Source organism: Candidatus Nanopelagicales bacterium, assembly GCA_041393815.1.
GTDB lineage: Bacteria > Actinomycetota > Actinomycetes > S36-B12 > JAWKJK01 > JAWKJK01.
Window position 1 is genome coordinate 1,148,704 of the sequence record JAWKJK010000001.1, and the last position, 25,439, is coordinate 1,174,142.

Sequence of the window (25,439 nt, forward strand, 5' to 3'; positions counted from 1 at the left end):
GCCCGAGCGAGCGCTCGGTCCGCAAGACCGGGGCCGCTCGCGGTGCGCCCGGCCCTCGCCGAATCCGGGCCTCCCGCCGGACCCCGGCATCCCGCCAACCTTCTCGCGGGCAGGCGCGCGGCCGGGCGGCCGCGGAGAGGGCGACTCAGGCGGACGGGGTGGTGACGTCCTCGGTCCGGCGTCCGCGGTCGAGCAGTCGGTCGACCCAGACCGCCAGCAGCCCGAGCGCCAGCCCGAGGACGGCGACCCCCGCCACGAAGACCAGGACCGACGCCAGCCCCTTCGTCTGCACGTCAAGGAACGGGTACGGGTACGCCCCGATCGCCGCCCCGCGCACCAGGGCGTATGCCGCCCACCCCAGCGGGATCACCAGGGCCGTCACCGCCAGCCGCGGCTGGACCAGGCCGCGCGGGCCGGCCACGACCCACACCACGACGGTGACGATCGGGGTGATCACGTGCAGCATGAGGTTGGACAGCAGGTCCCAGCCGGTCTTGTTCCAGTCGGCCAGCAGCAGGTTGTAGAGCACGCCGGTGATGACGATCATCAGCACGCTGTCGAGCCGGAGCGTGCGCCAGACCGTCCCGGTGAGGCCGCCGCGGGTGAACAGGTCCGGCCGCACCAGCAGGGCCGTCACGGCCACGACCACGACGACGTTGCTGAGGATCGTGAAGTACGTCGTCCAGTCGAAGAACCGCTCCAGCGGGGTGTCGACCCCGCCGGGTACGTTCCCCAGCAGGGTGGGCTCGGACGGGTCGCCCTTGTCGACGTAGTAGCCGCTGAGGTTGAGGGTCAGCGACAGCAGCACGCCGAACCAGGCGCTGACGGCATTCACGGCGATCCATGAGCGATGCTTCATGCGCGGGACCCTAGGGGTTCGGATCGTGCCCGGGGCCTCGGCCCACTCGGAACGGACGAACGCGGCACGCAGGGCCGTCGGTCCGGCGTGATAGGACCACCGCGTGCCCACCGCCCGTCCGACCGGGTCCGCCCGGCCGCGTCCTGCGGGGCGGCCGGGCCGTTCCCGCGCGGCGGGCCCGGGGCCGCTGGCCGAGGTCGACCCGGTCGCCCGGGTGGCCGTGGACGTGCCGCTGCCGCACCTGGACCGCCCGTTCGACTACGCCGTGCCGGCGGCGCTGGCGGCCGACGCCGTGCCCGGAGGCCGGGTCCGCGTGCGCTTCGCCGGGAGGCGCGTCGACGGCTACGTCCTGCAGCGGCTGCCGGTCTCGGACCATCCGGGCCGGCTGGAGCCGCTCGCCGCGGCGGTGTCGCCCGAGGTCGTGCTCACCCCCGACGTGCTGGCGCTGGCCCGCGAGGTCGCCGACCGCTACGCCGGCACGCTGGCCGACGTCCTGCGGCTGGCCGTCCCGCCCCGGCACGCCCGGGCGGAGTCACGGCCGTCACCGCCCGCCCCGGGCGGCGCCCCGGGCGGCACGTCTCCCGGGGCCGCCGCGTCGGACGCAGGCCGGCCCCCGCCCGCCGACCCGGGGCCGTGGCGGGACTACCTGGGCGGCGCCGCCCTGGTCCAGCGGGTGGCCCGACCGTCCGCGGACCCGGCGGCGGGGGGACGGGGCGAGCCCGGTCCCCGCGCGGTGTGGTCCGCGCTGCCCGGCGGCGACCCGTACGCCCCGCTGGCGCACCTGGTGCGCGCCGCGGCGGACGCCGGCCGCGGGGTGCTGGTGGTGGTCCCCGACGCCCGCGACCTGGCCCGGTGCGACGCCGCGCTGACCGCCGGCCTCGGCCCGGACCGGCACGTGACCCTGTCCGCCGACCTCGGGCCGGAGCGGCGCTACCGGCACTTCCTGGCCCTGTCCCGCGGCGCCGTCCGGGTCGCGCTGGGGACCCGGGCGGCCGCCTTCGCCCCGGTCGCCGACCTCGGCCTCGCGGTGCTGTGGGACGACGGCGACGACCTGCTGGCCGAGCCGCGCGCGCCGTACCCGCACGCCCGCGAGGTGCTCGCGCTGCGCTCCCACCTGACCGGGTGCGCGCTGGTGCTCGGCGGGTACGCCCGCACGGCGGAGGCCCAGCGGCTGGTGGACACCGGCTGGGCCCGCGCGGTCGACCCCGACCGCGCCGTGCTGCGCAGCCGTGCCCCGCGCGTGCGCACGACCGGAGACGACGCCGCGGTCGCCCGCGACCCTGCGGCCCGCAGCGCCCGGCTGCCCCACCTGGCCTGGACCACGGCCCGCGAGGCACTGGCCGACGGCCCGGTGCTCGTGCAGGTACCGCGGGCCGGCTACGTCCCGGCGCTGGCCTGTCGGCGGTGCCGGGCCCTGGCCCGCTGCGCCGCCTGCGCCGGGCCGCTCGCGATGGCCACCGGCGACAGCGTCCCCGCGTGCGGCTGGTGCGGCCGCCCGGCCGGTGACTGGGCCTGCCCCGACTGCGGCGACCGTCGGCTGCGCGCGGTCACCGTGGGCTCCGCACGCACCGCCGACGAACTGGGCCGGGCCTTCCCCGGCGTCCCCGTGCGCACCAGCGGCGGCCCGCACGTGCTGTCCGACGTGGGCGCCGAGCCGGCGCTGGTGGTGGCCACACCGGGGGCCGAGCCGGTCGCGTCCGCGGGCTATGCCGCCGTCTTGCTGCTCGACGCGGCCGCGCTGCTGCAGCGCCCCGGCCTGCGCGCGGGGGAGGAGGCCGTGCGCCGCTGGATGGGCGCCGCGGCCCTGGCGGCTCCCGGCGCGCCGGTGGTGGTCACCGCCGACCCGGCGCTGCGCCCGGTGCAGGCGCTGGTCCGCTGGGACGCGGGCTGGTACGCCGCGCGCGAGCTCGAGGACCGCACCGCCGTCGGGTTCCCCCCGGCCCGGCGGATGGCCGCGCTCACCGGCGCGGGGCCCGCCGTCGCGGACCTGCTGGCCCTGGCCCGGCTGCCGGAGGGGACCCGCGTCCTCGGCCCGGTCCCGGTGCCGGCGCCGGCCGGGCCCGGCCCGGCGCCGGACCCGGCCGACGGGCCGCGGGTCCGCGCGCTGCTGACCGCAGCGCTGGCCGAGGGGTCGGCGCTCGCGACGGCGCTGCGGGAGGCCGCGGGGGTGCGCAGCGCCCGGCGGGCCCCCGGGCCGGTGGAGGTCCGGGTCGACCCGGTCGAGATCGGCTAGCCGTCCGGCTCCGCCGGACGGTCGAGATCGGCTCACCGTCCGGCTCCGCCGGACGGTCGAGATCGGCTCACCGTCCGGCTCCGCCGGACGGTCGAGATCGGCTGAAGGGCGCCGCCCTCCCTAGACTGCTGTCCCGTTCGCCCCCGACCCGATCGGAGCCTCGTGGCCGTCCAGCAGATCCGCCTGTTCGGCGACCCGGTCCTCACCACGCCCGCCGCCCCGGTGACCACCTTCGACAAGGAACTGCGCAAGCTGGTCCAGGACCTCACCGACACCATGCTCGACGCCCCCGGCGCCGGGCTGGCCGCCCCCCAGCTGGGCGTGTCGCTGCGCGTGTTCACGTACTGGGTCGACGACGAGGTGGGCCACCTGGTCAACCCCGACCTGGACCTGTCCGACGAGCTGCAGGAGGGCGAGGAGGGCTGCCTGTCGCTGCCGGGGCTGTCGTTCGAGACGCCGCGGGCGATGCGGGTCGTGGCCAAGGGCTGGAACATGTACGGCGACCCCGTGACGATCGAGGGCTCGGAGCTGCTGGCCCGTGCGGTCCAGCACGAGACCGACCACCTCGACGGGATCCTGTTCATCGACCGGCTCGACCCGCAGACCCGCAAGGCCGCGATGAAGGCCATCCGCGAGGCGGACTGGTTCGGCCAGCAGGCCCCCGAGGTGCGGGTCAGCCCGCACCCGGTGTCCTCGCGCTGGATGTAGTCGTGCGCGTGCTGTTCGCGGGCACCCCCGAGGTGGCCCTGCCCTCCCTGGACGCCCTGCTGGCGTCGGCCCACGAGGTCGTGGCCGTGCTCACCCGGCCCGACGCCCCCGCCGGCCGGGGCCGTCGCCTGGTCGCCAGCCCGGTCGCGGCCCGCGCCGAGGAGGCGGGGGTTCCGGTCCTGAAGTACGCGCGGCCGCGCGACCCGCAGTTCCTCGCGGAGCTGGCCGACCTGGCCCCCGACTGCGCGCCGATCGTGGCCTACGGCGGCCTGATCCCGGCCGAGGCGCTGCGCGTGCCCCGGTTCGGCTGGGTCAACCTGCACTTCTCGCTGCTGCCGGCCTGGCGCGGCGCCGCTCCGGTGCAGCACGCGGTCCTGCACGGCGACCAGGTGACCGGCGCCAGCACGTTCCTGCTGGAGGAGGGCCTGGACACCGGCCCGGTGTTCGGCGTGGTCACCGAGGAGGTCGGGCCGCGCGACACCAGCGGGGACCTGCTCTCCCGGCTGGCGCTCAGCGGCGCCGGCCTGCTCGTGGCGACCCTGGACGGCATCGAGGCCGGCGCCCTCGGCCCGGTCCCGCAGTCCGGGGACGACGTCTCGTACGCCCCGAAGATCACCGTGGACGATGCGCAGGTGGACTGGGCCACCCCGGCGATGCACGTGGACCGGCTGGTGCGCGCCTGCACCCCGGCGCCGGGGGCGTGGACGACGTTCCGCGGGGAGCGGCTGCGGCTGCTGCCGGTGGTGCCGCTGGAACCGGGCACGGGTCCGGACCCGGCACCGGGTCCCGGCGAGCTGGTCGTGGGCCGTCACGACGTGGTCGTCGGCACGCTGACCGCGCCGGTGCGCCTGGGCGAGGTCAAGGCGCAGGGCAAGCGGGCCATGCCCGCCGCCGACTGGGCCCGTGGCGTGCGCCCGGAGCCCGGCGAGCGGCTGGGCTGACGACGATGCCCCCCGCGCAGCGCCGTCGCCCCGACGGTCGCCGCACGGGCCGTCCCGGCGGCCGCCCGCGGCCGCGTCCGGGCGCGGTCGATCCGGCCCGCCGGGTGGCCTACGACCTGCTGCACGCCGTCGGCGCGGAGGACGCCTACGCCAACCTGGCCCTGCCCGGCCTGCTGCGCGACCGTGGCGTCTCCGGCCGCGACGCGGCGTTCGCCACCGAGCTCGCCTTCGGGACGCTGCGCTGGCGGGGCCTGTACGACGCGGTCCTCGGCGCCTGCCTGGACCGCCCGCTGGAGCGCATCGACCCCCCGGTGCGCGACCTGCTGCGGCTGGGCGCGCACCAGCTGCTGGGCATGCGCGTCCCCGACCACGCGGCCGTGGGGGAGACCGTCTCGGTGGCGCGGGACGTCGCGGGGGAGGGCCCGGCCCGACTGGTCAACGCCGTGCTGCGCAAAGTGGCCGCGCGCGACCGCGACTCCTGGGTCGCGGCCGTCGCTCCTGCGTACGACGACGACCCGACCGGCCACCTCGCCGTGGCGTGGTCGCACCCGCGCTGGATCGTCACCGCGCTGCGCGAGTCCCTCGGCGGGTCCTGGGACGAGACCCGGGAGCTGCTGGAGACCGACGACACCGCCGCCACGGTGACGCTGGTCGCCCGCCCCGACCGGATGCCGGTCGAGGAGCTGCTCGCGCTGGACGGCGTGGCGCCCGGCCGATGGTCGCCGTACGCCGGCCGGCTCGCCGCCGGGGCGCCGGGGGACATCGCGGCGGTGCGCGACGGACGCGCCGGCGTGCAGGACGAGGGCAGCCAGCTGGTCGCGCTGGCGCTGGCCCGGGCCGACGTGCGCGGACCGGACGAGCGCTGGGCGGACCTGTGCGCCGGCCCGGGCGGCAAGGCGGCACTGCTGGCCGGGCTCGCCGCGGCGGACGGCGCAGGGCTGCTGGCGGTCGAGCGGCAACCGCACCGGGCCGACCTGGTCCGCGCGGCGCTGCGCGGGTCCGCGGCCCGCCACGAGGTCGTGGTCGGCGACGCGGTCGAGGTCGCGGCCGCGCGCGGTCCCTTCGACCGGGTCCTGGTCGACGTCCCCTGCACCGGGCTCGGAGTCCTGCGGCGGCGGCCGGAGTCGCGCTGGCGCCGGTCGCCGGAAGACGTCGCCGCTCTGGCGCCACTGCAGCGCGGGCTGCTGTCAGCCGCCCTGGACGCCACCCGGCCCGGGGGCGTGGTCGCCTACACCACCTGCTCGCCGCACCTGGCCGAGACCGACCTCGTCGTCGACGACGTGCTGCGCGGCCGGGACGACGTGGTCCGGGACGACGCGACCGCGCTGCTGCCGGAGGTGGCCGACCTCGGGCCGGGCCCGGACGTGCGGCTGTGGCCGCACCGCCACGACACCGACGGGATGTACCTGGCGCTGCTGCGCCGCCGCTAGTCCCGGGCCGCCCGTCCGTCCGGCTCGGCCGCGCGGCCGTCGTCCTCGCGGTCATCGTCCTCGCGGTCATCGTCCTCGCCGAGCAGCTCGCCCAGCGACGGCAGCGCGGCGGCGGCCGGGACGACCCTGTTGCGGCCGGACCGCTTGGCCTCGTACATCCGCCGGTCCGCGTCGGAGACCAGGTCGGCCGGGTCGATGGGGTCGGCGGACCCGTCCGGAGCGCGCTCCGGCGGCGCGCCCGGGTCGGGCCAGACGGCCACACCGGCGCTCACGGTCACCCGGACGGTGCCCCCGCGGTCCGCCCCGTCCTCCGTGCGCAGGTCGACGCCCCGCCGCTCGATCCGGACCCGGACCCGCTCGGCGACGTCGACCGCGGCGGCGAGGTCGGTGTCCGGCATCAGCAGGGCGAACTCCTCCCCGCCCCAGCGGACCACGGTGTCCCCGCGCCGGGTCTCGTCGACGATCGCGTCCGCGACCCGGCGCAGCACCACGTCGCCGGCCGCGTGGCCGAGGGTGTCGTTGACGGCCTTGAAGTGGTCCAGGTCCACCATCGCGACGGACAGCGGCCGCCCGCTGCGCGCCGCGCGGGAGACCAGCCGGTCCAGCTCCTCGTCGGCGAACCGGCGGTTGTAGACGTCGGTCAGCGGGTCGCGCACCGACTGCTCGGCCAGCTCCGCGGTCAGCTGCTCCTGCCGGTCGAGTGCGAACGTGAGGTCGCGGGTGCGTTCCGCGACCCGCTCCTCCAGGTCGCGGTTCGCCACGGCCAGCTCGCGCGCGAGCGCGTCGGAGCGGTCCAGCGCCCGCTGCTGGCCGGTCACCCCCAGGAGCGCCGCGACCGAGGTCGCCAGGATGATGATCACCGCCGCGACGACGACCTCGCGGGCGGGGAGCGTCGTCGTGGTCGCCCCACCCGCCAGCGGGATCGCGGCCACCGCCAGGGCCACCGAGCCGAGGATCACCCAGCGGCTCTGGCGCAGGGGCAGCATCGCGGCCCCGATCGCGGCCGGGATCGCCAGGTAGACCGGGGTGAGCGCGAAGTCGTCCTGCAGCCACGGGCTGAGGATGTTGCCCACCGTGATCATGAGGAGCAGCAGCCAGATGCCCAGCGAGACCCGTCCGCGGCGCACCAGGGCGTAGCAGACCACCGCGACCAGCCAGACCCCGGAGGTGATGGCGAGCGGCACGCGGCTGGTGTCGGGAAGCAGCGCGAGGGCGAGCATGGCCACCAGCCCGACCGCCAGGATGCCGAGCATGACGACCGCCGCAGCCGCACCCCGGCGGCGCACCTCCGGGTCCGGGCTGTCGATCCGGACCAGCGAGCCCCACCAGCGCGTCGGCGCGCCCTGGTCCGCGTCCCCGGTCCCGGTCACGTGACGTCCCTCACCCCGCGCGGCGCCGCCCTCACGGCCGCCGCTGTCGGGGCACAGCCTCCCACGAGCGGCGCCGGAACCGTAGGCTCCCGGCCGTGGGAGTGCAGATCTCGCCCAGCCTGCTGTCGGCCGACTTCGCGGCCCTGGCCGCCGAGTGCGACCGGGTGGCGGCCTCGGCCGACTGGCTGCACGTGGACGTCATGGACAACCACTTCGTCCCGAACCTGACGCTGGGGCTCCCGGTCGTCGAGGCGCTGCTGCGGCACGTGCGCACCCCGGTCGACTGCCACCTGATGATCGAGGACCCCGACCGCTGGGCCCCCGCGTACGCCGAGGCCGGCGCCGCCAGCGTCACCTTCCACGTCGAGGCGGCCGACGCCCCGATCCGGTTGGCGCGGGACCTGCGCGCCGCCGGCGCCCGCGCCGGGATGGCGCTGAAGCCCGCCACCGCGGTGGAGCCGTACGCCGACCTGCTCCCCGAGCTGGACATGCTGCTGGTGATGACCGTCGAACCCGGGTTCGGCGGCCAGCCCTTCCTCGACGTGGTGCTGCCGAAGGTGCGCCGGGCCCGCGAGCTGGTGAAGGGGCGCGACCTCGACCTGTGGATCCAGGTGGACGGCGGGGTGTCCGCCGACACGATCGCCGCGTGCGCCGAGGCGGGCGCCGACGTGTTCGTGGCCGGGTCGGCCGTGTTCGGCGCCGACGACCCCGACGCCGCCGTGCGCGGGCTGCGCAGGCAGGCCGAGCAGGCCACCGGCTCCGCGTGGTGGTGCGGCTGAGGCGGGCCGCCCGGTCGGGCCGGTCGCGACCCGCCCTCGGGATGGGAGACTCACCGTCGTGGACGACGCCCGCGCGGTGACCGCCGCAGAGCAGGCGGCGATGTGGCGCGCGCTGGACATCGCCGGCACCCCGGGCGTCCCGCTGGGGCCCAACCCCCGGGTCGGGTGCGTGCTGCTCGACCCGGCGGGGGCGGTGCTCGCTGAGGGGTACCACCACGGCGCCGGGACCCCGCACGCGGAGGTGGAGGCGCTGTCCGCCGCCGGTGCCTCGGCCCGCGGGGCCACCGCGGTCGTCACCCTCGAGCCGTGCGCCCACACCGGCCGCACCGGCCCGTGCGCGCAGGCCCTCGTCGCGGCCGGCGTGGCCCGGGTGGTCTTCGCGCAGACCGACCCCAACCCGGTGGCGGCCGGCGGTGCCGAGGTGCTGCGGGGGGCCGGGGTGGACGTGGTCGCCGGGCTGATGGCCGAGGAGGCGCGCGCGCTCAACCGCGCCTGGACGTTCTCGGTGACCCACGGTCGGCCGTGGGTCACCTGGAAGGCGGCGGCGACGCTGGACGGGCGGGTCGCGGCCCAGGACGGCACCAGCCGCTGGATCACCTCCGCGGAGGCGCGCGCCGAGGTGCACGCCCTGCGGGACGAGGTCGACGCCGTCCTGGTCGGGACGGGGACCGCGCTGAAGGACGACCCGCACCTGACCGCCCGGCGCGGCGACGGGTCGCTGCGCGAGCGGCAGCCGCTGCGCGTCGTCATGGGCCGCACGGCCCTCCCGGCGACGCTGCGGGTGCTCGACGAGGCCGCCCCGACCCTGGTGCTGCCCACCCGCGACCCGGCCGAGGCGTTGGCGCAGCTGCACGACCTCGAGGTCCGGCACGTCCTCCTGGAGGGCGGTCCCCGGCTGGCCGGGGCGTTCGTCCGCGCCGGCCTGGTCGACCGGGTCGTCTGGTACGTCGCCCCCGCCCTGCTCGGGGCGGGCCCGGCCGCGCTGGCCGACGCGGGCATCACCACGGTGTCCGAGGCGTTGCGGTTGTCGGTGCAGGATGTGGTCCGGGTCGGACCCGACGTGCGGATCGACGCGACCGTCGACCGCGAGGCGTGAGAGGCGGCGAGGTGTTCACCGGGATCGTCGAGGAGCTCGGCGAGGTCGAGGCCGTCGAGGCGCTGGCCGACGAGGCGGCACGGCTGCGCATCCGCGGCCCGCTGGTGACCTCCGACGCCCGGCACGGGGACTCCATCGCCGTCAACGGCGTGTGCCTCACCGTGGTCGACGTCGCCGACGGGGCGTTCACCGCGGACGTGATGCGCGAGACGCTGCGGCGCACCGGGCTCGGGGCCCTGGCACCCGGCTCGCCGGTCAACCTGGAGCGCCCGGTCCGGCTGCAGGACCGCCTCGGCGGCCACCTGGTGCAGGGGCACGTGGACGGCACCGGCACCGTCGCCGCCCGCGAACCCAGCGAGCACTGGGAGGTCGTGCGCGTCACGGTCCCGGCGGACCTGACGCGCTACCTGGTCGAGAAGGGGTCGATCACCGTGGACGGCGTCTCCCTGACCGTCGTCGAGGTGCACGACCCGGCCGGTGAGGGCGACCCGGCCTGGTTCTCGGTGTCCCTCATCCCCACCACGCTGCAGGCCACCACGCTGGGCCGCAGGGTCGTGGGCGAGACGGTCAACCTGGAGGTCGACGTGCTCGCGAAGTACGTCGAGCGGCTGGTCGGAGGAGGTGCCCGGTGATCCCCGCCGAGGAGCTGCTCGAGGACGAGCCGGAGCGCCCCCGCCGCCGCTCGGGGCCGGCCCAGGTGCAGCCGGGGGAGACGATCGAGCCGGGCACGGCGTCCGGGGTCCGGCTGGACCCGGTGGCCGCGGCCGTCGACGCGCTCGCCGCCGGCCGTCCGGTCGTGGTCGTCGACGACGAGGACCGGGAGAACGAGGGCGACCTGATCTTCGCCGCCTCCCGGGCGACCCCGGACCTGGTCGGCTTCATGGTCCGCCACACCAGCGGCTTCATCTGCGTGGCCATGCGCGGCCGCGACCTCGACCGGCTCGGCCTGCCGCCGATGACGCGGGTCAACGAGGACCGCAAGGGCACCGCGTACGCGATCAGCGTCGACGCCCGCGACGTGGAGGCGACGGGCATCTCGGCGGCCGACCGGGCTCGCACCATCAAGGTCCTCAGCGACTCCGCGACCGAGCCGTGGGAGCTGACCCGGCCCGGGCACGTGATGCCCCTGCGCGCCGTCGACGGGGGGGTGCTGCAGCGCGCCGGGCACACCGAGGCGGCCGTGGACCTCGCCCGGCTCGCCGGCGTCACGCCAGCGGGTGCGCTGTGCGAGCTCGTCAACGACGACGGGTCGATGATGCGGGCGCCGGAGTGCCGCGCGTTCGCCGACGAGCACGGCCTGCCGATGGTGTCCATCGCGGACCTGATCGCCTACGTGCGCCGCACCGAGCGCCAGGTGGAGCGGGTGACCGACACCCGGCTGCCCACCGAGTACGGCGAGTTCCGCGCAGTCGGCTACCGCAGCACCATCGACGGCGTCGAGCACGTCGCGCTGGTGGCCGGCGACATCGGCGACGGCGAGGACCTGCTGGTCCGGGTGCACTCCGAGTGCCTGACCGGTGACGTCCTCGGCTCGCTGCGCTGCGACTGCGGGCCGCAGCTGCACGCGGCCATGCGCGCGGTCGCCGAGGAGGGCCGCGGCGTCGTCCTCTACGTACGCGGGCACGAGGGGCGGGGGATCGGCCTGCTGCACAAGCTGCAGGCCTACAACCTGCAGGACGGCGGCCGCGACACCGTGGACGCCAACCTCGACCTCGGCCTGCCCGCGGACGCGCGGGAGTACGGCACCGGCGCGCAGATCCTGGCCGACCTCGGGGTGCGCAGCATGCGGCTGCTCACCAACAACCCGGCGAAGCGCGCCGGGCTGGAGGGCTACGGCCTGTCCATCGTGGAGCGGGTCCCGCTGCGGATCACGCCCAACGACCACAACCTGGCCTACCTGCAGACCAAGGCCGAGCGGATGGGCCACGACCTGGCGGGGCCCGAGGGGAGCGCGACATGAGCGGCACCGGCGCGGCGCAGGTCGACACGTCCGGCGCCGCCGGGCTGCGGGTCGTCGTCGTCGCGGCGTCGTGGCACCAGACCGTGATGGACGGCCTGGTCGCGGGTGCCGAGGCCGCGTGCCGCGACGCCGGGGTGGAGGCGCAGGTCGTGCGCGTGCCCGGGTCGTTCGAGCTGCCGGTGGCCGCGCAGGCGGCGGCCCGCACGGGCGTCGACGCGGTGGTGGCACTCGGCGTCGTGATCCGCGGCGGGACGCCGCACTTCGAGTACGTGTGCGACGCGGCCACCTCCGGGCTGTCCCGGGTGGCGTTGGACACCGGGGTCCCGGTGGGGTTCGGCCTGCTCACCTGCGACACCGAGGACCAGGCCCTCGACCGCGCCGGACTGCCCGGGTCGCGGGAGGACAAGGGTCGCGAGGCGGCGGAGGCCGCGCTGGCCACGGCCGTGACCCTGCGCGCGCTGCGGGCGGCCCAGCGTCCGTAGGCTGTGCGTCCGTGAAGACGTTCGAGGAGCTCTACACCGAGCTCAGCAACAAGCTCGCGTACGCCGAGGAGTCCTCCGGCACCGTCCAGCGCCTCGCCCAGGAGGGCGTGCACGGCGTGGGCAAGAAGCTGATCGAGGAGGCCGCCGAGGCCTGGATGGCCGCGGAGTTCGAGGGCCCCGAGCGCACCGCGGAGGAGATCGCGCAGCTGATCTACTTCACCCAGGTGCTCATCCTCGCCAGCGGGCTGACGCTCACCGACGTCTACCGGCACCTGTGATGCTGCGGGTCGCGCTGCCCAACAAGGGGCAGCTGGCCGAGCCGGCGCGGGAGATGCTGCACGAGGCGGGCTACCTGCGCGCCTCAGGCCCGCGCGAGCTGGTCGTCCAGGACCCGGACAACGACGTCGAGTTCTTCTTCCTGCGACCCCGCGACATCGCCACGTACGTCGGCGCCGGCACCCTGCAGGTCGGGATCACCGGCCGGGACATGCTGCTGGACTCCGGAGCCGCGGCGGAGGAGGTCCTGGCGCTCGGCTTCGGCGGGTCGACCTTCCGGCTCGCGGTCCCCGCCGGTTCCGCGTCCGCGGTCGCCGACCTGTCCGGCCGTCGGATCGCCGCGTCGTACGCGGGCCTGCTCGACGCGTACCTCGAACGGCACGGCGTCACCGCCGAGGTCGTCCGGCTCGACGGCGCGGTGGAGAACGCGGTCCGGCTCGGGGTCGCCGACGCGGTCGCCGACGTCGTGGCCACCGGGACCACGCTGCGCCAGGCCGGGCTGGAGGTCGTCGGCGACCCGATCCTGGTCAGCGAGGCCATCGTCGTGCGGCCCGCCGGGGCGGCGACCGACCCGGCGGTGGACACGTTCGTCCGACGGCTGCAGGGCGTCATGGTGGCGCGCAGCTACGTGATGGTCGACTACGACATCCGGGCCGAGCTGGTCGAGCGGGCCTGCGCGATCACGCCCGGGATCGAGTCGCCCACCGTGTCGCCGTTGCACGAGGAGGGGTGGGTCGCGGTGCGGGCGATGGTGCCCCAGCGCGACGTGCACCGGGTCATGGACGACCTGTACGAACTGGGGGGCCGGGGCATCCTGGTCACGGCCATCGCGGCCTGCCGGCTCTAGCGGCGCGCGTCGGTGCCGGGGCGACCGGCGGCGGTTCAGGAGATCCGGATCCCGCGGCGCAGGAACGGCACGCACAGCAGCTGACCGGCGCACGCCACCGCGACCGCCGCGTACACCGCCGTCCACGAGCCGGTGGACTGCAGCAGCGCGCCGAGGGTCAGCGGGCCGAGCGCCCCGACCACGTACGTGACGAGGAACGCCATCGCGGTCAGCCGCCCGGATGCCCCGCCCGACACGGCGTACTCGCTGAGGAGGGACAGGCCGATCGCGAAGGTCCCGCCCAGCCCCAGCCCGAGCAGCAGCAGCGCGACCACGGTCCCCGCGGCGGGGGCGAGGCCGATCCAGACCAGCGTCGTGACCGAGGCGGTGACCAGCGCCGCCAGCAGCCAGCGCCGCTCCGGCAGCCGTTGGCCCAGCGCCGGCAGCACCAGCGCCGCTCCGACCTGGACGATCGTGAACGCCCCGAGCAGCAGCCCGCTCTCGGTCGCGCTCCAGCCGCGGTCACCGAACGAGGGCGCCAGCCAGGCGAGCAGCCCGTAGAACGCGAAGGCGTTGAGGGCGAGCAGCCCCGTCAGCGCCCAGGCCGACGGGTTGCGCCACGGCAGCCGGTGGTCGGTGTCGTCGGGTGCGGATGCGGATGCGGGTGCGGGTCGCGCGGCGTGCGGCGCGGCGTCCGGTGCGGCGAGGCTCTCGGCCCGCAGCCCCGCCGGCACCCAGACGATCCCGGCGGCCACGGCCAACAGCCCCCAGGACGCCAGGGCCGCCTGCCAGGAGCCGGTCACGCCCGCCAGCGGGACGGTGAGGGCCCCGGACACGGCCGCCCCGCCCATCATGGTCGCCGTCCACGCCCCGCCGACGGCACCGATCCGGCCCGGGAAGCGGTCGCGCACCAGCCACGGCAGGAGACCGCTGGCACCGGCGATCCCGATCCCGGCGACCAGGGCGGTGACGACCAGGACCCCGGGGACGGAGCCGGCCAGGCGCAGCCCGAGCGCGACCCCGATCAGCACCAGCGAGCCGAGCATGGTGACCGGCAGCCCGAGCCGCCGGGCGACCCGCGGGACCAGCGGCGCCGCCAGGCCCATGCACAGCACCGGCAGCGTCGTGAGCATCCCGACCCGGACCTCCGACCAGCCCAGGTCGCTCCGGATGTCCAGGGCGACGGGGGAGATGCTCGCGATCGCCGGGCGCAGGTTGGTGGCGACGAGCAGCAGGGCGAGCAGGCTCAGCCAGCCCGGCGGCCGTCGCGACATGGGGTGATCCTGCACCCGCACGGCCGGATCCCTAGCCTGGCGTCATGGCCAGGACCCCCGCGCGTGTCGTGCTGGAGGCGGTGCTGGACCCCGGTTCGTTCCGCTCGTGGGACACCCCGGCGCTCGACGTCGCCGCGGACCCGGGCTACGCGGAGGAGCTGAGGCGGGCCCGTGAGGCGACCGGCCTGGACGAGTCGCTGATCACCGGCGAGGGGACCATCGAGGGCCGCCGGGTCGCGGTAGCCGTGTGCGAGTTCGACTTCCTGGCCGGGTCCATCGGGGTGGCGGCCGCCGAGCGGTTCGTGGCCGCGGTCGAGCGCGCGACCCGGGAACGGCTGCCACTGGTCGCGTCGCCGACCTCGGGGGGCACCCGGATGCAGGAGGGCACGGTCGCGTTCCTGCAGATGGTCAAGATCTCCGCCGCGGTCATGCAGCACCGCCGCTCCGGGCTGCCGTACCTGGCCTACCTGCGCCACCCCACGACCGGCGGCGTGTTCGCCTCCTGGGGCTCGCTGGCGCACGTCACGGCCGCCGAGCCTGGTGCCCTGGTCGGCTTCCTCGGGCCGCGCGTCTACTCCGCGCTGTACGGGGAGGAGTTCCCCGCCGGGGTGCAGACGGCGGAGAACCTGTACGCCCACGGGCTGGTGGACGCGGTGATCCCGGTCGGCGGGCTGCGGGAGATCGCCGCCCGGGTCCTCACCGTGGTGTCCCCGACCTCTCGGCCGCCGTCGCCGGAGCACCTGCCGGCCGACGCCGAGGAGGACCTCGCCCGCGCCGACCTGCCCGCCTGGGACAGCGTGCTGGCCTCCCGGCGCCCGGACCGGCCCGGGGTCCGCGCGCTGCTCCGGGTGGCCGGCTACGACGTGACCCCGCTCAACGGGACCGGCCGGGGCGAGAGCGAGCCCGGGCTGCTGCTCGCGCTGGCCCGGTTCGGTGCCGCCTCGTGCGTGGTCCTCGGACAGGACCGCCGCGGCCAGGAGTACGCCCAGCCGCTGGGCCCCGGCGCGCTGCGCACCGCGCGGCGCGGCATGAAGCTCGCCGGCGAGCTGGGACTGCCCCTCGTCACGGTGGTGGACACGCAGGGGGCCGCCCTGAGCCGGGAGGCGGAGGAGGGCGGGCTGGCGGGTGAGATCGCGCGGTCGCTGGCCGACCTGGCGCTGCACCCGTCGGCGACGGTCTGCCTGCTGCTCGGGCAGGGCACCGGGGGCGGGGCGCTGGCGCTGCTGCCGGCGGACCGGGTCGTCGCGGCCCAGCACGCCTGGCTGTCCCCGCTGCCGCCGGAGGGCGCATCGGCGATCCTGCACCGCACCCCGGACCGGGCCGCCGAGATGGCCGAGCGGCAGGGGGTCCGCGCGTTGGACCTGCGCCGGCACGGCATCGTCGACCGGATCGTGCCCGAGCGTCCCGACGCCGCGGACGAGCCGCAGGCCTTCCTTCACCGGGTCGGCCTGGTCCTGGCGCACGAGCTGCTCGCCCTGGCCGACCGGCCGGACGAGGAGCGTCGCGCCGACCGGCTGGACCGGTTCCGCCGGCTCGGCCTGCCGGGCACCGTCGGCGAGCCCGGACCGGCCGACGCCTCCCGGGCCACGTCGGTGGCGCCGTGACCGGCCACGGCGAGGAGCGGCCGGACCCGGAGGGCCGGTTCGTCGGCAAGGTCGTCCCGGATCCCGGCTTCGCCGGCGACACCGGGGTGGCCGACCCGGTCCTGGCGGCCGCCCTGGCCGCGCGGGCCACGACCGGCCCGGCGGCGGACTACGACGTGGTGGCCGCGCTGGCGCCGACCCGCCTCCTGGTGCCGGTCGTGGCCGTGCTGGACGAGGCGGAGGTCAGCGCGACCGGCCACCGCACCGACAAGTCCAGTCACATGGCCTCGGTGTCGCTGACCGCCCCCGACGGGCGCCGCGGGCTGCTGGCCTTCACGTCCACGCAGGCGCTGGTCGCCTGGAACCCGCAGGCGCGGCCGGTCCCGGTCGGTGCCCGGCAGGCCGCCCTGGCCGCGGTGGAGGAGGGTGCCAGCGCCCTGCTGCTCGACGTGGCGGGACCGGTGCCGTTCCCGGTGGAGGGCCCCGCGCTGCGGGCCCTGGCCACGGGCCGGGACTGGGTGCCTCCGTACCACGACCCCGACGTGCGCGGTGCGATCGTGGCCGCGCTGGCGTCGCTGACCGCCGACGGCTGGGTGGACGTCCGCGTGGACCCGCCGCGCGAGGGGGCCGACCTGGTGGTCGTGCTGATGCTGCCGGGCGGCGCCCACCCCGACGGGCGCGGGCCGGAGGCACTGGCCCGCGCCGCGGCGGACCTGCTGTCCGGCGTCGCCGTGCTGCGGGAGCGGCTGGTCGCCGGGCTCGCGCTGGCGGTCGAGGCGTAGCCCTCGAACCCGGACCACGGCCGGGACCGCGCGCTTGGGGCGGTCGGGTTCCCGCTACCCTCACCCCGGCACCGGCGCCGGAGCAGGTGCCGGGACGAGAGCGCGGGAGACGAGATGGACGGCATGGGTCGCAAGCTGGTCGCGGAGTTCGTCGGGACCTTCCTGCTGGTGTTCCTGGCGGTCGGCGCCGCGGTGTTCGGCATCGGCGGGTTCGTCGGGGCCGCCGGCAACGGCCCGGCCAACGGCGTCGTCGGTGTCGCGCTGGCCTTCGGCCTGGTGCTGCTGGCGATCGCCTACGCGCTCGGGCCGGTGTCCGGCGCGCACGTCAACCCGGCGGTCACGCTGGCGATGCTGCTCGGCCGGCGGATGCCGGCCAACGAGGCCGTCGGCTACTGGATCGCCCAGTTCCTCGGGGGGATCGCCGGCGGTGCCCTGCTCAAGCTGTTCGTGTCGAGCTTTGGCGTGACCGACCAGTCCGGCGGCCTGGGCACGAACTCCTACGACAACGGCGCGATCAACATGGCCGGAGCGTTCGTGCTCGAGGTGGTGCTCACGGCCGCCTTCGTCGCGGTGATCCTGCTCGTGACGGAGCGGGTCGCCGCGCCGGGCTTCGCCGGCATCGCCATCGGCCTGGCCCTGACCACGGTCCACCTCGTGGGCATCCCGCTGGACGGCACCTCGGTGAACCCGGCCCGCTCCTTGGGCCCGGCGCTGTTCGCTGGCGGCGACGCGCTCGGCCAGGTGTGGCTGTTCATCGTCGCGCCGCTGATCGGTGGCGCCGTTGCCGTCGGGGTCTGGCTGCTGACCCGGGTGGAGCCCGCGGCCGAGGAGCCCGAGGCGCTGGTCGCCGGCTCCGAGCGGGAGTGACCCGACCGGGTCCGGCTCAGACGACCGGGCCGGTGAGGAGCTCGCCGGGACCCTCGCCGGCGGCGTCGGGGTAGGGGGAGGCCTCCCGGAACGCCCGCTGCAGCGCCTGCAGTCCGTCGCGCAGCGGGGCGGCGTGGAACGTCCCGAGATCGGGCGCCGCGGCGGTGACCAGGCCGGCCAGCGCGGTGATGAGCTTGCGCGCCTCGTCGAGGTCCTGTTCCTGCTCCGCCCCGGGGCCCTCGCCGAGCCCGCACTTGACCGCGGCCGCGCTCATCAGGTGCAGCGCGACGGTGGTGATGACCTCCACCGCGGGCACCTCGCCGATGTCGCGCTCCGCCCGCCGGGCCTCGTCGTACGGCTCAGGGTCATGAGGCTCAGGGTCGTAGGGCTCCGGGTCGGGGCCGGCGTCCCGCCGGTCGGGATTGGGTCCGGCCACGGTCATGCTGGTACCCTCGCAGACCGACCGACCCGGCCACGTGCCGGGTCCGCAAGCGGAGCCCTCGGCTCCCACCCGCCGTCCGCCGCCCTCCGGGGCACAGGTCGTCGGGTCCGGTCCCGCGGTGACGCGGCGGCGCTGGTGTGCCGTCGCTCCACCCGGAGGCGTGGACGCCCGTCCGCGCCTCGTACCGATCCGAGGCCTCCGCGCGCGCCGCGCCGGGGGCCTTCGTCGTGCAGGGGCACGACGGGAGCGACCGGTCGGGGTGACCGCACCAGCCCTGCGAGCAAGGAGGCGCCATCAGCGTCGAACCTCGGATCAACGAGCGGATCCGCGTCCCCGAAGTACGACTCGTCGGCCCCAACGGCGAGCAGGTCGGCATCGTGCGCATCGACGATGCGCTGCGCCTGGCCCAGGAGAGCGACCTCGACCTGGTCGAGGTGGCCCCGATGGCCAAGCCCCCGGTCTGCAAGCTGATGGACTACGGCAAGTTCAAGTACGAGTCCGCGATGAAGCAGCGTGAGGCCCGGAAGAACCAGGTCAACACGGTCATCAAGGAGATGAAGCTCCGCCCGAAGATCGATCCGCACGACTACGAGACCAAGAAGGGTCACGTCGTGCGGTTCCTCAAGGCCGGCGACAAGGTCAAGATCACGATCATGTTCCGCGGCCGGGAGCAGTCCCGGCCCGAGCTGGGCCTGCGGCTGCTGGCCCGCCTGGCCGAGGACGTGCAGGACCTCGGCTTCGTGGAGTCCGCGCCCAAGCAGGACGGCCGCAACATGATCATGGTCCTCGGCCCACACCGGAAGAAGGCCGAGGCCAAGGCCGCGATGGAGGCCGAGAAGGCCAAGGCGCGCGCCGACGCGGAGGCCGAGGCCGCCGAGGCTGCGGCCGAGTAGGAGACACCGAGGCTGCGGCCGAGTAGCAGACCCGAACGCACGCACCGGGGGCGCGAGCCCCCGGCCCCGAACCCGTCCGCCCCCCGGCGGAGCAGCAGTCGTCCGCCGCCAGCGGGCGGAACCGACGAGGAGACCAGTCGTCATGCCGAAGATGAAGACGCACAGCGGCACCAAGAAGCGGGTCAAGGTGACCGGCTCCGGCAAGCTCATGCGCGAGCAGGCCAACCGCCGCCACCTGCTGGAGGGCAAGTCCAGCCGCCGCACCCGTCGTCTGGCCGTGGACCAGCCGGTCTCCGCGTCCGACGCCAAGAAGGTCAAGCGCCTGCTCGGCATCTGACGCCGGACCGCACCGACCACCACCCCCCAGACCCCTTCCCCAGCAGCCCCCGCCAGGGGGCGACGACCCAGCAAGGAGCATCCCGTGGCACGCGTGAAGCGGGCGGTCAACGCCCACAAGAAGCGCCGCGAGGTCCTCGAGCGCGCCAGCGGCTACCGCGGTCAGCGTTCGCGGCTGTACCGCAAGGCCAAGGAGCAGGTCACCCACTCCCTCGTCTACGCGTACAACGACCGCAAGGACCGCAAGGGCAACTTCCGTCGGCTGTGGATCCAGCGGATCAACGCCGCTGCCCGCGCCAACGGCATGACCTACAACCGGTTCATCCAGGGCCTCAAGGCCGCCGACGTCGAGGTCGACCGCCGCATGCTGGCCGAGCTGGCCGTCAACGACCCCGGCGCGTTCACCGCGCTGGTGGACGTCGCGCGCGCCCACCTGCCCGAGCCGACCGCGGCCTGAGCCGCCCCCGGGCACACGGCCGCACCCCGGGACACCTCCGCGTGGCGGGCCCCGAACCCGAGCTGACGTCGACCCGGTCCGACCGGGTCGTCCGGGTCCGGCGGCTCGCCACGCGCGCGTTCCGGGAGAAGACCGGCGAGTTCGTCGTCGAGGGCCCGCAGGCGGTCCGCGAGGCGCTGGCCGTCGCCGGCTGCGTCCGTGAGCTGTACGTCACCCCCGAGGCCGCCGACCGGCACGCCGACCTGGTCGCCGCCGCGCACGGGGACGGCGCGCTGGTGATGACCGCGGCTCCCGAGGTGCTGGCCCGGATGGCCGACACGGTCCACCCGCAGGGCCTCGTGGGCGTCGCGGCGCGGGTCGACGTCCCGCTGGACCGCGCCCTGGCCACCGGCCCCGACGGCTCGCCGCCGCGGCTGGTCGCGGTGCTCGTCGACGCCCGCGACCCCGGCAACGCCGGCACGGTCCTGCGCACCGCCGACGCCGCCGGCGCCGACGCGGTGCTGCTGGCCGGCGACAGCGTGGACCCCCACAACGGCAAGTGCGTACGGGCCACGGCCGGCTCGCTGTTCCACCTGCCGGTCGCGACGGCCGGCTCGCTGGCCGAGGTCGTCGCAGCGCTGCGGGCGGCCGGGCTGTTGGTGCTGGCCGCCGACGGCGCCGGCGACGTGGACCTCGACCGTGCCGCCGACGACGGGCTGCTGGACCGGCCCACGGCCTGGCTGTTCGGCAACGAGGCCCGGGGACTGTCCGCCGAGCAGGCCGCGCTGGCCGACGCCGTGGTGCGGGTACCCCTGCACGGGCGGGCGGAGTCGCTCAACCTCGCGGCGGCCGCCGCCGTGTGCCTGTACGCCTCCGCCCGCGCCCACCGCCCCGTGGCGGGCCGAACCGACTGAGCCCGGACGCAGACGCCCCGGCGCACCCGTGCGCACCCCACACCCCACCCGCCCCCGCCGGTGGCACGTCTGGCCACGCACCCCTCGGCGTGTTGCGGGACGAACGTTCCACCGGGGAGTCAGGGGGAGGGGGATCCCGGAGGCCGACCGGGTCGAAGGTCCCGACGACACGGGACCTTCAGCGCCGCGGGAAGCGTGTGGGGCACCTCGACACTGGGTACCACCCGGACGTCCCCGCGTCCCCGCACCCCCACGAGGTTGCCCCGATGTCGCACTACCGCATGCAGATCCTTGAGGAGACCGGCTACGTCGTCCTGGACCGCTACGGCGAGCCGATCGACCCGCAGGAGTGGATGTCCCTGGAGTACGTGGACTGGAAGTCCTCCGGCGACACCCGGTTCGCGCCGCTGGCGTCCGCGTACGGCGACATCGAGTGCAACGGGTTCTGGCACTTCGACCCGCCGAAGGCCGACAAGGACGGGGTGTGGATCGACAGCCAGGTGGCCAAGGCCCCGACGCTGGTGGCCCGCGCCCAGGAGGTGGGCGCCAACGTCGGCCGTTGCCGGATCATCGAGCTGCAGCCCAACTCCTACGCCGACGCCCTGTACAACTCCCACCTCGACGACAACAACCGGCTCAACCCCGACGGCGAGGGCTGGGTGGTCCGCTGCTTCATGCAGCTGACCGACAACCCGGACACCTACATGGTGCTGCGCGAGGACATCGACGACCCCTCGACCGAGACCCGCATAGCCCTGCCCGCCGGCGCGCAGCTGGTCGTGGACTCCGAGCGGATGTGGCACTCGGTCTGGCACACCGGTGACGAGCCCCGCTACTGCCTGATCACGTCGTTCGAATCCGGCCCCGCGCTGGAGAAGTGGATCTTCGAGAACAACCCGGTGACCCACGTCGACAGCCCCGAGCTGGATGCCGACTACGCCGAGGCGCAGCGCGAGGAGGGCATGTCGCGTCGGGCCGCCCGCACCGCCTACTACGGCTACGACCCGACCCGGGTCATGAAGGACGAGGCCTGATCCGGCCCGATTCGAGCTGTTCCACCCGGCCCTGCGGGCCGGCGGCGGGGCCGGTTCCCCGCACCGAGCGAACCGGGCGAGTCCTCTCGGGTGATTCGCCCGGTTCGTCGCGTTCGGCGGCGACGCCACGATGGGGGACAATGGGCGCGCCCGCGCGTCCCGCCGGGCTGTCCGAGCACGCCCGCACGACCCGGCCCCCCAGACCGGCCCAGCCCAGAACCGCCCCCGGAAGGACCCCGCCGCGCCATGAGCTACGTGAAGCTCCCCATCTTCGACGAGACCGGCTACGTGGTCATCGACTCCTACGACCAGGCTGCCGACCCGCAGGAGTGGCTCGACGTGGAGTACGTCGACTGGAAGTCCTCCGGCGACACCCGGTTCGCGCCGCTGGCCTCCGCGTACGGCGACCTGGAGTGCGACGGGTTCTGGAACCACACCCCGCCCAAGACCGACAAGGACGGCGTCTGGGTCGAGGAGAACGTCGCCCGCGCCCCCCGGCTGAAGGCCCGCGCGGAGGAGCCCGGCGCCAACATCGGCCGCTGCCGCATCATCGAGCTGCAGCCCAACACTTACGCGGACGCGATCTACAACCTGCACCGCGACGACAACAACAGGCTCAACCCGGAGGGCACCGGCTGGATCGTGCGGGGGTTCTTCAACCTCACCGACGACCCCGACACGGTGATGATCCTGCGCGAGGACAAGGACGACCCGTCGACCGAGACGCGGATCCCGCTTCCCGCCGGAGCGCAGGCGATCATCGACACCCAGCGGCTCTACCACGCGGTGTGGCACCCCGGCCCCGAGCCGCGCTACTGCCTGATCACGTCGTGGGAGTCCGGCCCCGAGCTCGACGCCTACATCGCCGCGCGCAACCCGGTGACCCGGGTCGAGAGCCCGGCGCTGGAGCCCGGGACCACCGAGGCCGCGCAGGCCGCGGCCGACGCCAAGGCCGCCGCGCGCGCCGCTGCGCTCGCGGCCCAGGGCAAGGACCCCCGCTTCGGCGACGGCACGATGTCGTCCGGTCCCGCCATGGAGACGCTCTCCGAGGCCTGAGCCGCACCGGCTCACCTCGCCCCAGCCCCCGAACGTCCGCAACCCGCCGGCGCCTGCCGGCGCGCAGTGAGGAGTCCGACCCGTGACCGTGGTCGAACCGACCGTGCCGTACGACGCGGTCCTCGACGAGCTCGAGGCCGAGGCGATCCACGTCTTCCGTGAGACCGCCGCCGCCTTCCGCAACCCGGTGCTGCTCTACAGCATCGGCAAGGACTCCTCGGTGCTGCTGCACCTGGCGCTGAAGGCGTTCGCGCCCGCGCCGCTGCCGTTCCCGGTGATGCACATCGACACCACCTGGAAGTTCCGGGAGATGATCGAGTTCCGCGACCGTCGGGCCCGCGAGCTCGGTCTGGACCTGCGGATCGCCACCAACACCGAGGCGGTCGAGCAGGGCGTGTCGCCGTTCACCCACGGCACGCACGAGTACACCCGGATCATGAAGACCGTCGCCCTGCGCGACGGCATCGACCGCTACGGCTTCGACTGCGCCATCGGCGGCGCGCGCCGCGACGAGGAGCGCAGCCGCGCGAAGGAGCGGGTGTTCAGCCTGCGCGAGCCCGGCCACCGCTGGGACCCGCGCAAGCAGCGCCCGGAGTTCTGGCGCACCGCCAACACCACGCTGGCCCAGGGCCAGACCATGCGCTCGTTCCCGCTGTCCAACTGGACCGAGCTGGACATCTGGCGCTACATCCGCCGCGAGGGCATCGAGATCGTCGACCTGTACTTCTCGCAGCCCCGCCCGGTGGTCGAGCGCGACGGTGTGCTGATCATGGTCGACGACGAGCGGTTCCCGCTCCAGCCCGGCGAGGAACCGCAGCTGCGGTCGGTGCGGTTCCGCACCCTCGGCTGCTACCCGCTGTCCGGTGCCGTGGAGTCGTACGCGGCCGACCTCGACACCCTCATCGCCGAGATGGAGGAGTCCAAGATCTCCGAGCGGGCCGGCCGCCTCATCGACGGTGAAGGCGGCGGCTCGATGGAGGCCAAGAAGGCGGAGGGCTACTTCTGATGGCGGCGACCCACCCCAGCATCCCGGTCATCCACCTGGTCGCGTGCGGCTCGGTCGACGACGGCAAGTCCACGCTCATCGGCCGCCTGCTGGCCGAGACCGACTCGGTCCCGATCGACCAGCTGGAGTACGCCCGCCGCACCCGGCGCGGCGGATCCACGATCCCCGTCGGCGAGATCGACTTCAGCCTGCTCACCGACGGCCTGGAGGCCGAGCGCGAGCAGGGCATCACCATCGACGTCGCCTACCGGCACATGAACCTGCCCAACGGCCGTCGGGTGATCATCGCCGACGCGCCGGGCCACGAGCAGTACACCCGCAACATGGCGGTCGCCGCGTCCAACGGCGACGTCGCCGTGCTGCTGGTCGACGCCGCCCGCGGGCTGCGGCCCCAGACCCACCGGCACCTGACCGTGTCCGCGCTGATGGGCGTGAAGACCGTCATCGTCGCGGTCAACAAGATGGACCTCGTCGGCTACGAGCACGCGACGTTCGAGGAGCTCGTCGGCGGCGTGCGCGTGACCGCGGCGCGTCTCGACGTCCCCGAGGTCATTGCGATCCCGGTCAGCGCGGCCGTCGGCGACAACGTCACCGTGCCCAGCGACCAGATGCCCTGGTACGAGGGCCCGACGCTGCTGCAGGCGCTGGAGCGCTGGGAGCCGCGGATCGACGAGGGCGACCAGCCCTTCCGGATGCCGGTGCAGTACATCGTCCGCGCCGACGGCAACTTCCGCGGCTACGCCGGCACCGTCGTCTCCGGCACGGTGCGCCCCGGCGACCCGATCGTGGTCGCCGACTCCGGCGTGCCCGCCAAGGTCGACCGGCTGGTGACCTACGGCGGCGAGCTGGCCGAGGCCACCACCGGCCAGGCGGTCACGCTCACCACGACGCACGAGGTGGACGTCACCCGCGGCGACCTGCTCGGCTCGCCCGGCGCGGACGAGCCGCAGCCGGCCGACCGCTTCGCCGTCGACCTGGTGTGGCTGGGCGAGGAGCCGCTGGCGCACGGCCGCTCGTACCTGCTGGTCTCGGGCCCGCGGACGGTCCCGGCGACCGTCACCAACGTGCGCTACCGCCTCGACGTCGTCTCGGGGCACCAGCACGCCGCCCGGCTGCTGGAGATGAACGACGTGGGTCGCGCCGAGATCGCCACCGACAAGCCGGTCCCGCTCGACGCCTACGACCTGTGCCGCGACACCGGCGGGTTCCTGCTGGTCGACCGCGTCACCGCCGACACCGTGGCCGCCGGCCTGGTGCGGCACGCGATGCGCCGCGCGTTCAACGTGGTGCCGCACGCGTACGACGTGGACCGCGAGGCGCGCGAGCGCCTCATGGGACACCGGCCGCGCGTGGTGTGGCTGACCGGTCTGCCCGGCTCGGGCAAGTCCACGATCGCCGACGCGACCGTGCGCCGGCTGCACGCGATGGGCGTGCACACCTTCGTCCTCGACGGGGACAACGTGCGCACCGGTCTCAACAAGGACCTCGGCTTCACGGCGGAGGACCGCGCGGAGAACGTCCGCCGCGTCGCCGAGGTGTCCAAGCTGATGATGGACGCCGGCCTGGTCGTGTTCGTCGCCCTGGTGTCGCCCTACCGTGCCGACCGCCGCGCAGCTGCCGACCTGTTCGAGCCCGGTGAGTTCCTCGAGGTCTACGTCGACACCCCGGTCGAGGTGTGCGCCGAGCGCGACCCGAAGGGCCTGTACGCCAAGGCCGCCGCCGGCTCGCTGCCCAACATGACCGGCATGGGCCAGACGTACGAGGCGCCCGACGAGCCGGACCTGGTGCTGCACGGCACCGGCGACCTCGACGAGTCGGTCGCCGCGCTGGCCCGCACGATCCTGGGGGAGTGAGGC

26 protein-coding genes are annotated in these 25,439 nt (G+C 75.5%); 22 read left to right on the forward strand and 4 right to left on the reverse strand.

What is annotated here, in order from left to right:
- Positions 1-145 precede the first annotated feature (145 nt).
- The gene (locus R2737_05280; GenBank protein MEZ5115666.1) at positions 146-859 is read right to left on the reverse strand and encodes a Pr6Pr family membrane protein; all 714 of its coding nucleotides are present in this window, start codon (positions 857-859) and stop codon (positions 146-148) included.
- Positions 860-962: 103 nt separating this feature from the next.
- Between R2737_05280 and R2737_05285 the strand changes: the two genes are divergently transcribed.
- The 4 genes from R2737_05285 to R2737_05300 all read left to right on the forward strand — a co-directional run bounded on the left by R2737_05285 (position 963) and on the right by R2737_05300 (position 6,171).
- Positions 963-3,092 (forward strand): primosome assembly protein PriA, encoded by a 2,130-nt coding sequence (locus R2737_05285; protein ID MEZ5115667.1) that lies wholly within the window; start codon positions 963-965, stop codon positions 3,090-3,092.
- A 162-nt stretch (positions 3,093-3,254) separates the two neighbouring features.
- Entirely contained in the window at positions 3,255-3,800 is a 546-nt protein-coding gene (gene def, locus R2737_05290) for a peptide deformylase (protein ID MEZ5115668.1), read from the forward strand.
- A 2-nt stretch (positions 3,801-3,802) separates the two neighbouring features.
- The gene (fmt, locus tag R2737_05295) at positions 3,803-4,741 is read left to right on the forward strand and encodes a methionyl-tRNA formyltransferase (protein ID MEZ5115669.1); all 939 of its coding nucleotides are present in this window, start codon (positions 3,803-3,805) and stop codon (positions 4,739-4,741) included.
- Between the two features lie 5 nt (positions 4,742-4,746).
- Positions 4,747-6,171, forward strand: coding sequence for a transcription antitermination factor NusB (locus R2737_05300; GenBank protein ID MEZ5115670.1), 1,425 nt, complete (start codon positions 4,747-4,749; stop codon positions 6,169-6,171).
- Here R2737_05300 and R2737_05305 read toward each other — a convergent pair.
- Positions 6,168-7,541: a diguanylate cyclase gene (locus tag R2737_05305; GenBank protein MEZ5115671.1), complete on the reverse strand. Its 1,374-nt coding sequence runs from the start codon at positions 7,539-7,541 to the stop codon at positions 6,168-6,170. The two genes, R2737_05300 and R2737_05305, sit on opposite strands and share 4 nt — an antisense overlap.
- A gap of 95 nt (positions 7,542-7,636) precedes the next feature.
- On the opposite strand from R2737_05305, the gene rpe reads away from it, so the two are divergent.
- Genes rpe through hisG form a run of 7 tightly spaced genes read left to right on the forward strand, consistent with a single transcriptional unit; the run spans position 7,637 to position 12,981 of the window.
- Complete coding sequence (gene rpe / locus R2737_05310) at positions 7,637-8,320, forward strand: ribulose-phosphate 3-epimerase (protein ID MEZ5115672.1); 684 nt, start codon at positions 7,637-7,639, stop codon at positions 8,318-8,320.
- A gap of 58 nt (positions 8,321-8,378) precedes the next feature.
- Complete coding sequence (gene ribD, locus R2737_05315) at positions 8,379-9,416, forward strand: bifunctional diaminohydroxyphosphoribosylaminopyrimidine deaminase/5-amino-6-(5-phosphoribosylamino)uracil reductase RibD (protein ID MEZ5115673.1); 1,038 nt, start codon at positions 8,379-8,381, stop codon at positions 9,414-9,416.
- The gene (locus R2737_05320; GenBank protein MEZ5115674.1) at positions 9,413-10,048 is read left to right on the forward strand and encodes a riboflavin synthase; all 636 of its coding nucleotides are present in this window, start codon (positions 9,413-9,415) and stop codon (positions 10,046-10,048) included. Before ribD ends, R2737_05320 begins: the two co-directional genes overlap by 4 nt.
- Complete coding sequence (locus tag R2737_05325) at positions 10,045-11,376, forward strand: bifunctional 3,4-dihydroxy-2-butanone-4-phosphate synthase/GTP cyclohydrolase II (GenBank protein ID MEZ5115675.1); 1,332 nt, start codon at positions 10,045-10,047, stop codon at positions 11,374-11,376. The genes R2737_05320 and R2737_05325 overlap by 4 nt, the downstream gene beginning before the upstream one ends.
- Complete coding sequence (ribH, locus tag R2737_05330) at positions 11,373-11,858, forward strand: 6,7-dimethyl-8-ribityllumazine synthase (protein ID MEZ5115676.1); 486 nt, start codon at positions 11,373-11,375, stop codon at positions 11,856-11,858. Before R2737_05325 ends, ribH begins: the two co-directional genes overlap by 4 nt.
- A gap of 11 nt (positions 11,859-11,869) precedes the next feature.
- Positions 11,870-12,136 carry a phosphoribosyl-ATP diphosphatase gene (locus R2737_05335; GenBank protein ID MEZ5115677.1) on the forward strand — a complete coding sequence of 89 codons (267 nt, stop codon included), beginning with the start codon at positions 11,870-11,872 and terminating at the stop codon, positions 12,134-12,136.
- The gene (gene hisG / locus R2737_05340; GenBank protein MEZ5115678.1) at positions 12,136-12,981 is read left to right on the forward strand and encodes an ATP phosphoribosyltransferase; all 846 of its coding nucleotides are present in this window, start codon (positions 12,136-12,138) and stop codon (positions 12,979-12,981) included. Before R2737_05335 ends, hisG begins: the two co-directional genes overlap by 1 nt.
- Before the next feature lie 35 nt (positions 12,982-13,016).
- Here the strand turns inward: hisG and R2737_05345 are convergent, their stop codons facing one another.
- A complete protein-coding gene (locus tag R2737_05345; protein MEZ5115679.1) occupies positions 13,017-14,234 on the reverse strand; it encodes an MFS transporter in 1,218 nt (405 codons plus the stop codon).
- A gap of 44 nt (positions 14,235-14,278) precedes the next feature.
- Here R2737_05345 and R2737_05350 point away from each other — a divergent pair, with 44 nt between their 5' ends.
- The 3 genes from R2737_05350 to R2737_05360 all read left to right on the forward strand — a co-directional run bounded on the left by R2737_05350 (position 14,279) and on the right by R2737_05360 (position 17,466).
- Positions 14,279-15,838, forward strand: a complete 1,560-nt coding sequence (locus tag R2737_05350; GenBank protein MEZ5115680.1) for a carboxyl transferase domain-containing protein — start codon at positions 14,279-14,281, stop codon at positions 15,836-15,838.
- Positions 15,835-16,599, forward strand: a complete 765-nt coding sequence (locus tag R2737_05355) for an SseB family protein (protein MEZ5115681.1) — start codon at positions 15,835-15,837, stop codon at positions 16,597-16,599. Before R2737_05350 ends, R2737_05355 begins: the two co-directional genes overlap by 4 nt.
- A gap of 123 nt (positions 16,600-16,722) precedes the next feature.
- Positions 16,723-17,466: an aquaporin gene (locus R2737_05360; GenBank protein ID MEZ5115682.1), complete on the forward strand. Its 744-nt coding sequence runs from the start codon at positions 16,723-16,725 to the stop codon at positions 17,464-17,466.
- A 16-nt stretch (positions 17,467-17,482) separates the two neighbouring features.
- Here R2737_05360 and R2737_05365 read toward each other — a convergent pair whose 3' ends face one another.
- A complete protein-coding gene (locus tag R2737_05365) occupies positions 17,483-17,908 on the reverse strand; it encodes a DUF1844 domain-containing protein (GenBank protein ID MEZ5115683.1) in 426 nt (141 codons plus the stop codon).
- A 311-nt stretch (positions 17,909-18,219) separates the two neighbouring features.
- On the opposite strand from R2737_05365, the gene infC reads away from it, so the two are divergent.
- The 8 genes from infC (at position 18,220) to cysC (ending at position 25,436) form a co-directional block, all read left to right on the forward strand.
- Positions 18,220-18,801, forward strand: coding sequence for a translation initiation factor IF-3 (gene infC / locus R2737_05370; protein ID MEZ5115684.1), 582 nt, complete (start codon positions 18,220-18,222; stop codon positions 18,799-18,801).
- 142 nt (positions 18,802-18,943) lie between these two features.
- Positions 18,944-19,138 carry a 50S ribosomal protein L35 gene (gene rpmI / locus R2737_05375; GenBank protein MEZ5115685.1) on the forward strand — a complete coding sequence of 65 codons (195 nt, stop codon included), beginning with the start codon at positions 18,944-18,946 and terminating at the stop codon, positions 19,136-19,138.
- A gap of 84 nt (positions 19,139-19,222) precedes the next feature.
- Entirely contained in the window at positions 19,223-19,594 is a 372-nt protein-coding gene (rplT, locus tag R2737_05380) for a 50S ribosomal protein L20 (protein MEZ5115686.1), read from the forward strand.
- Between the two features lie 41 nt (positions 19,595-19,635).
- Positions 19,636-20,487: an RNA methyltransferase gene (locus tag R2737_05385; GenBank protein ID MEZ5115687.1), complete on the forward strand. Its 852-nt coding sequence runs from the start codon at positions 19,636-19,638 to the stop codon at positions 20,485-20,487.
- A 266-nt stretch (positions 20,488-20,753) separates the two neighbouring features.
- Positions 20,754-21,521: an aspartyl/asparaginyl beta-hydroxylase domain-containing protein gene (locus R2737_05390; GenBank protein MEZ5115688.1), complete on the forward strand. Its 768-nt coding sequence runs from the start codon at positions 20,754-20,756 to the stop codon at positions 21,519-21,521.
- 246 nt (positions 21,522-21,767) lie between these two features.
- The gene (locus R2737_05395; protein MEZ5115689.1) at positions 21,768-22,577 is read left to right on the forward strand and encodes a hypothetical protein; all 810 of its coding nucleotides are present in this window, start codon (positions 21,768-21,770) and stop codon (positions 22,575-22,577) included.
- 103 nt (positions 22,578-22,680) lie between these two features.
- On the forward strand, positions 22,681-23,583 hold the full coding sequence (cysD, locus tag R2737_05400) for a sulfate adenylyltransferase subunit CysD (GenBank protein ID MEZ5115690.1): 903 nt from the start codon (positions 22,681-22,683) through the stop codon (positions 23,581-23,583).
- Positions 23,583-25,436, forward strand: a complete 1,854-nt coding sequence (gene cysC, locus R2737_05405) for an adenylyl-sulfate kinase (protein MEZ5115691.1) — start codon at positions 23,583-23,585, stop codon at positions 25,434-25,436. Before cysD ends, cysC begins: the two co-directional genes overlap by 1 nt.
- The last annotated feature ends 3 nt before the right edge of the window (positions 25,437-25,439 follow it).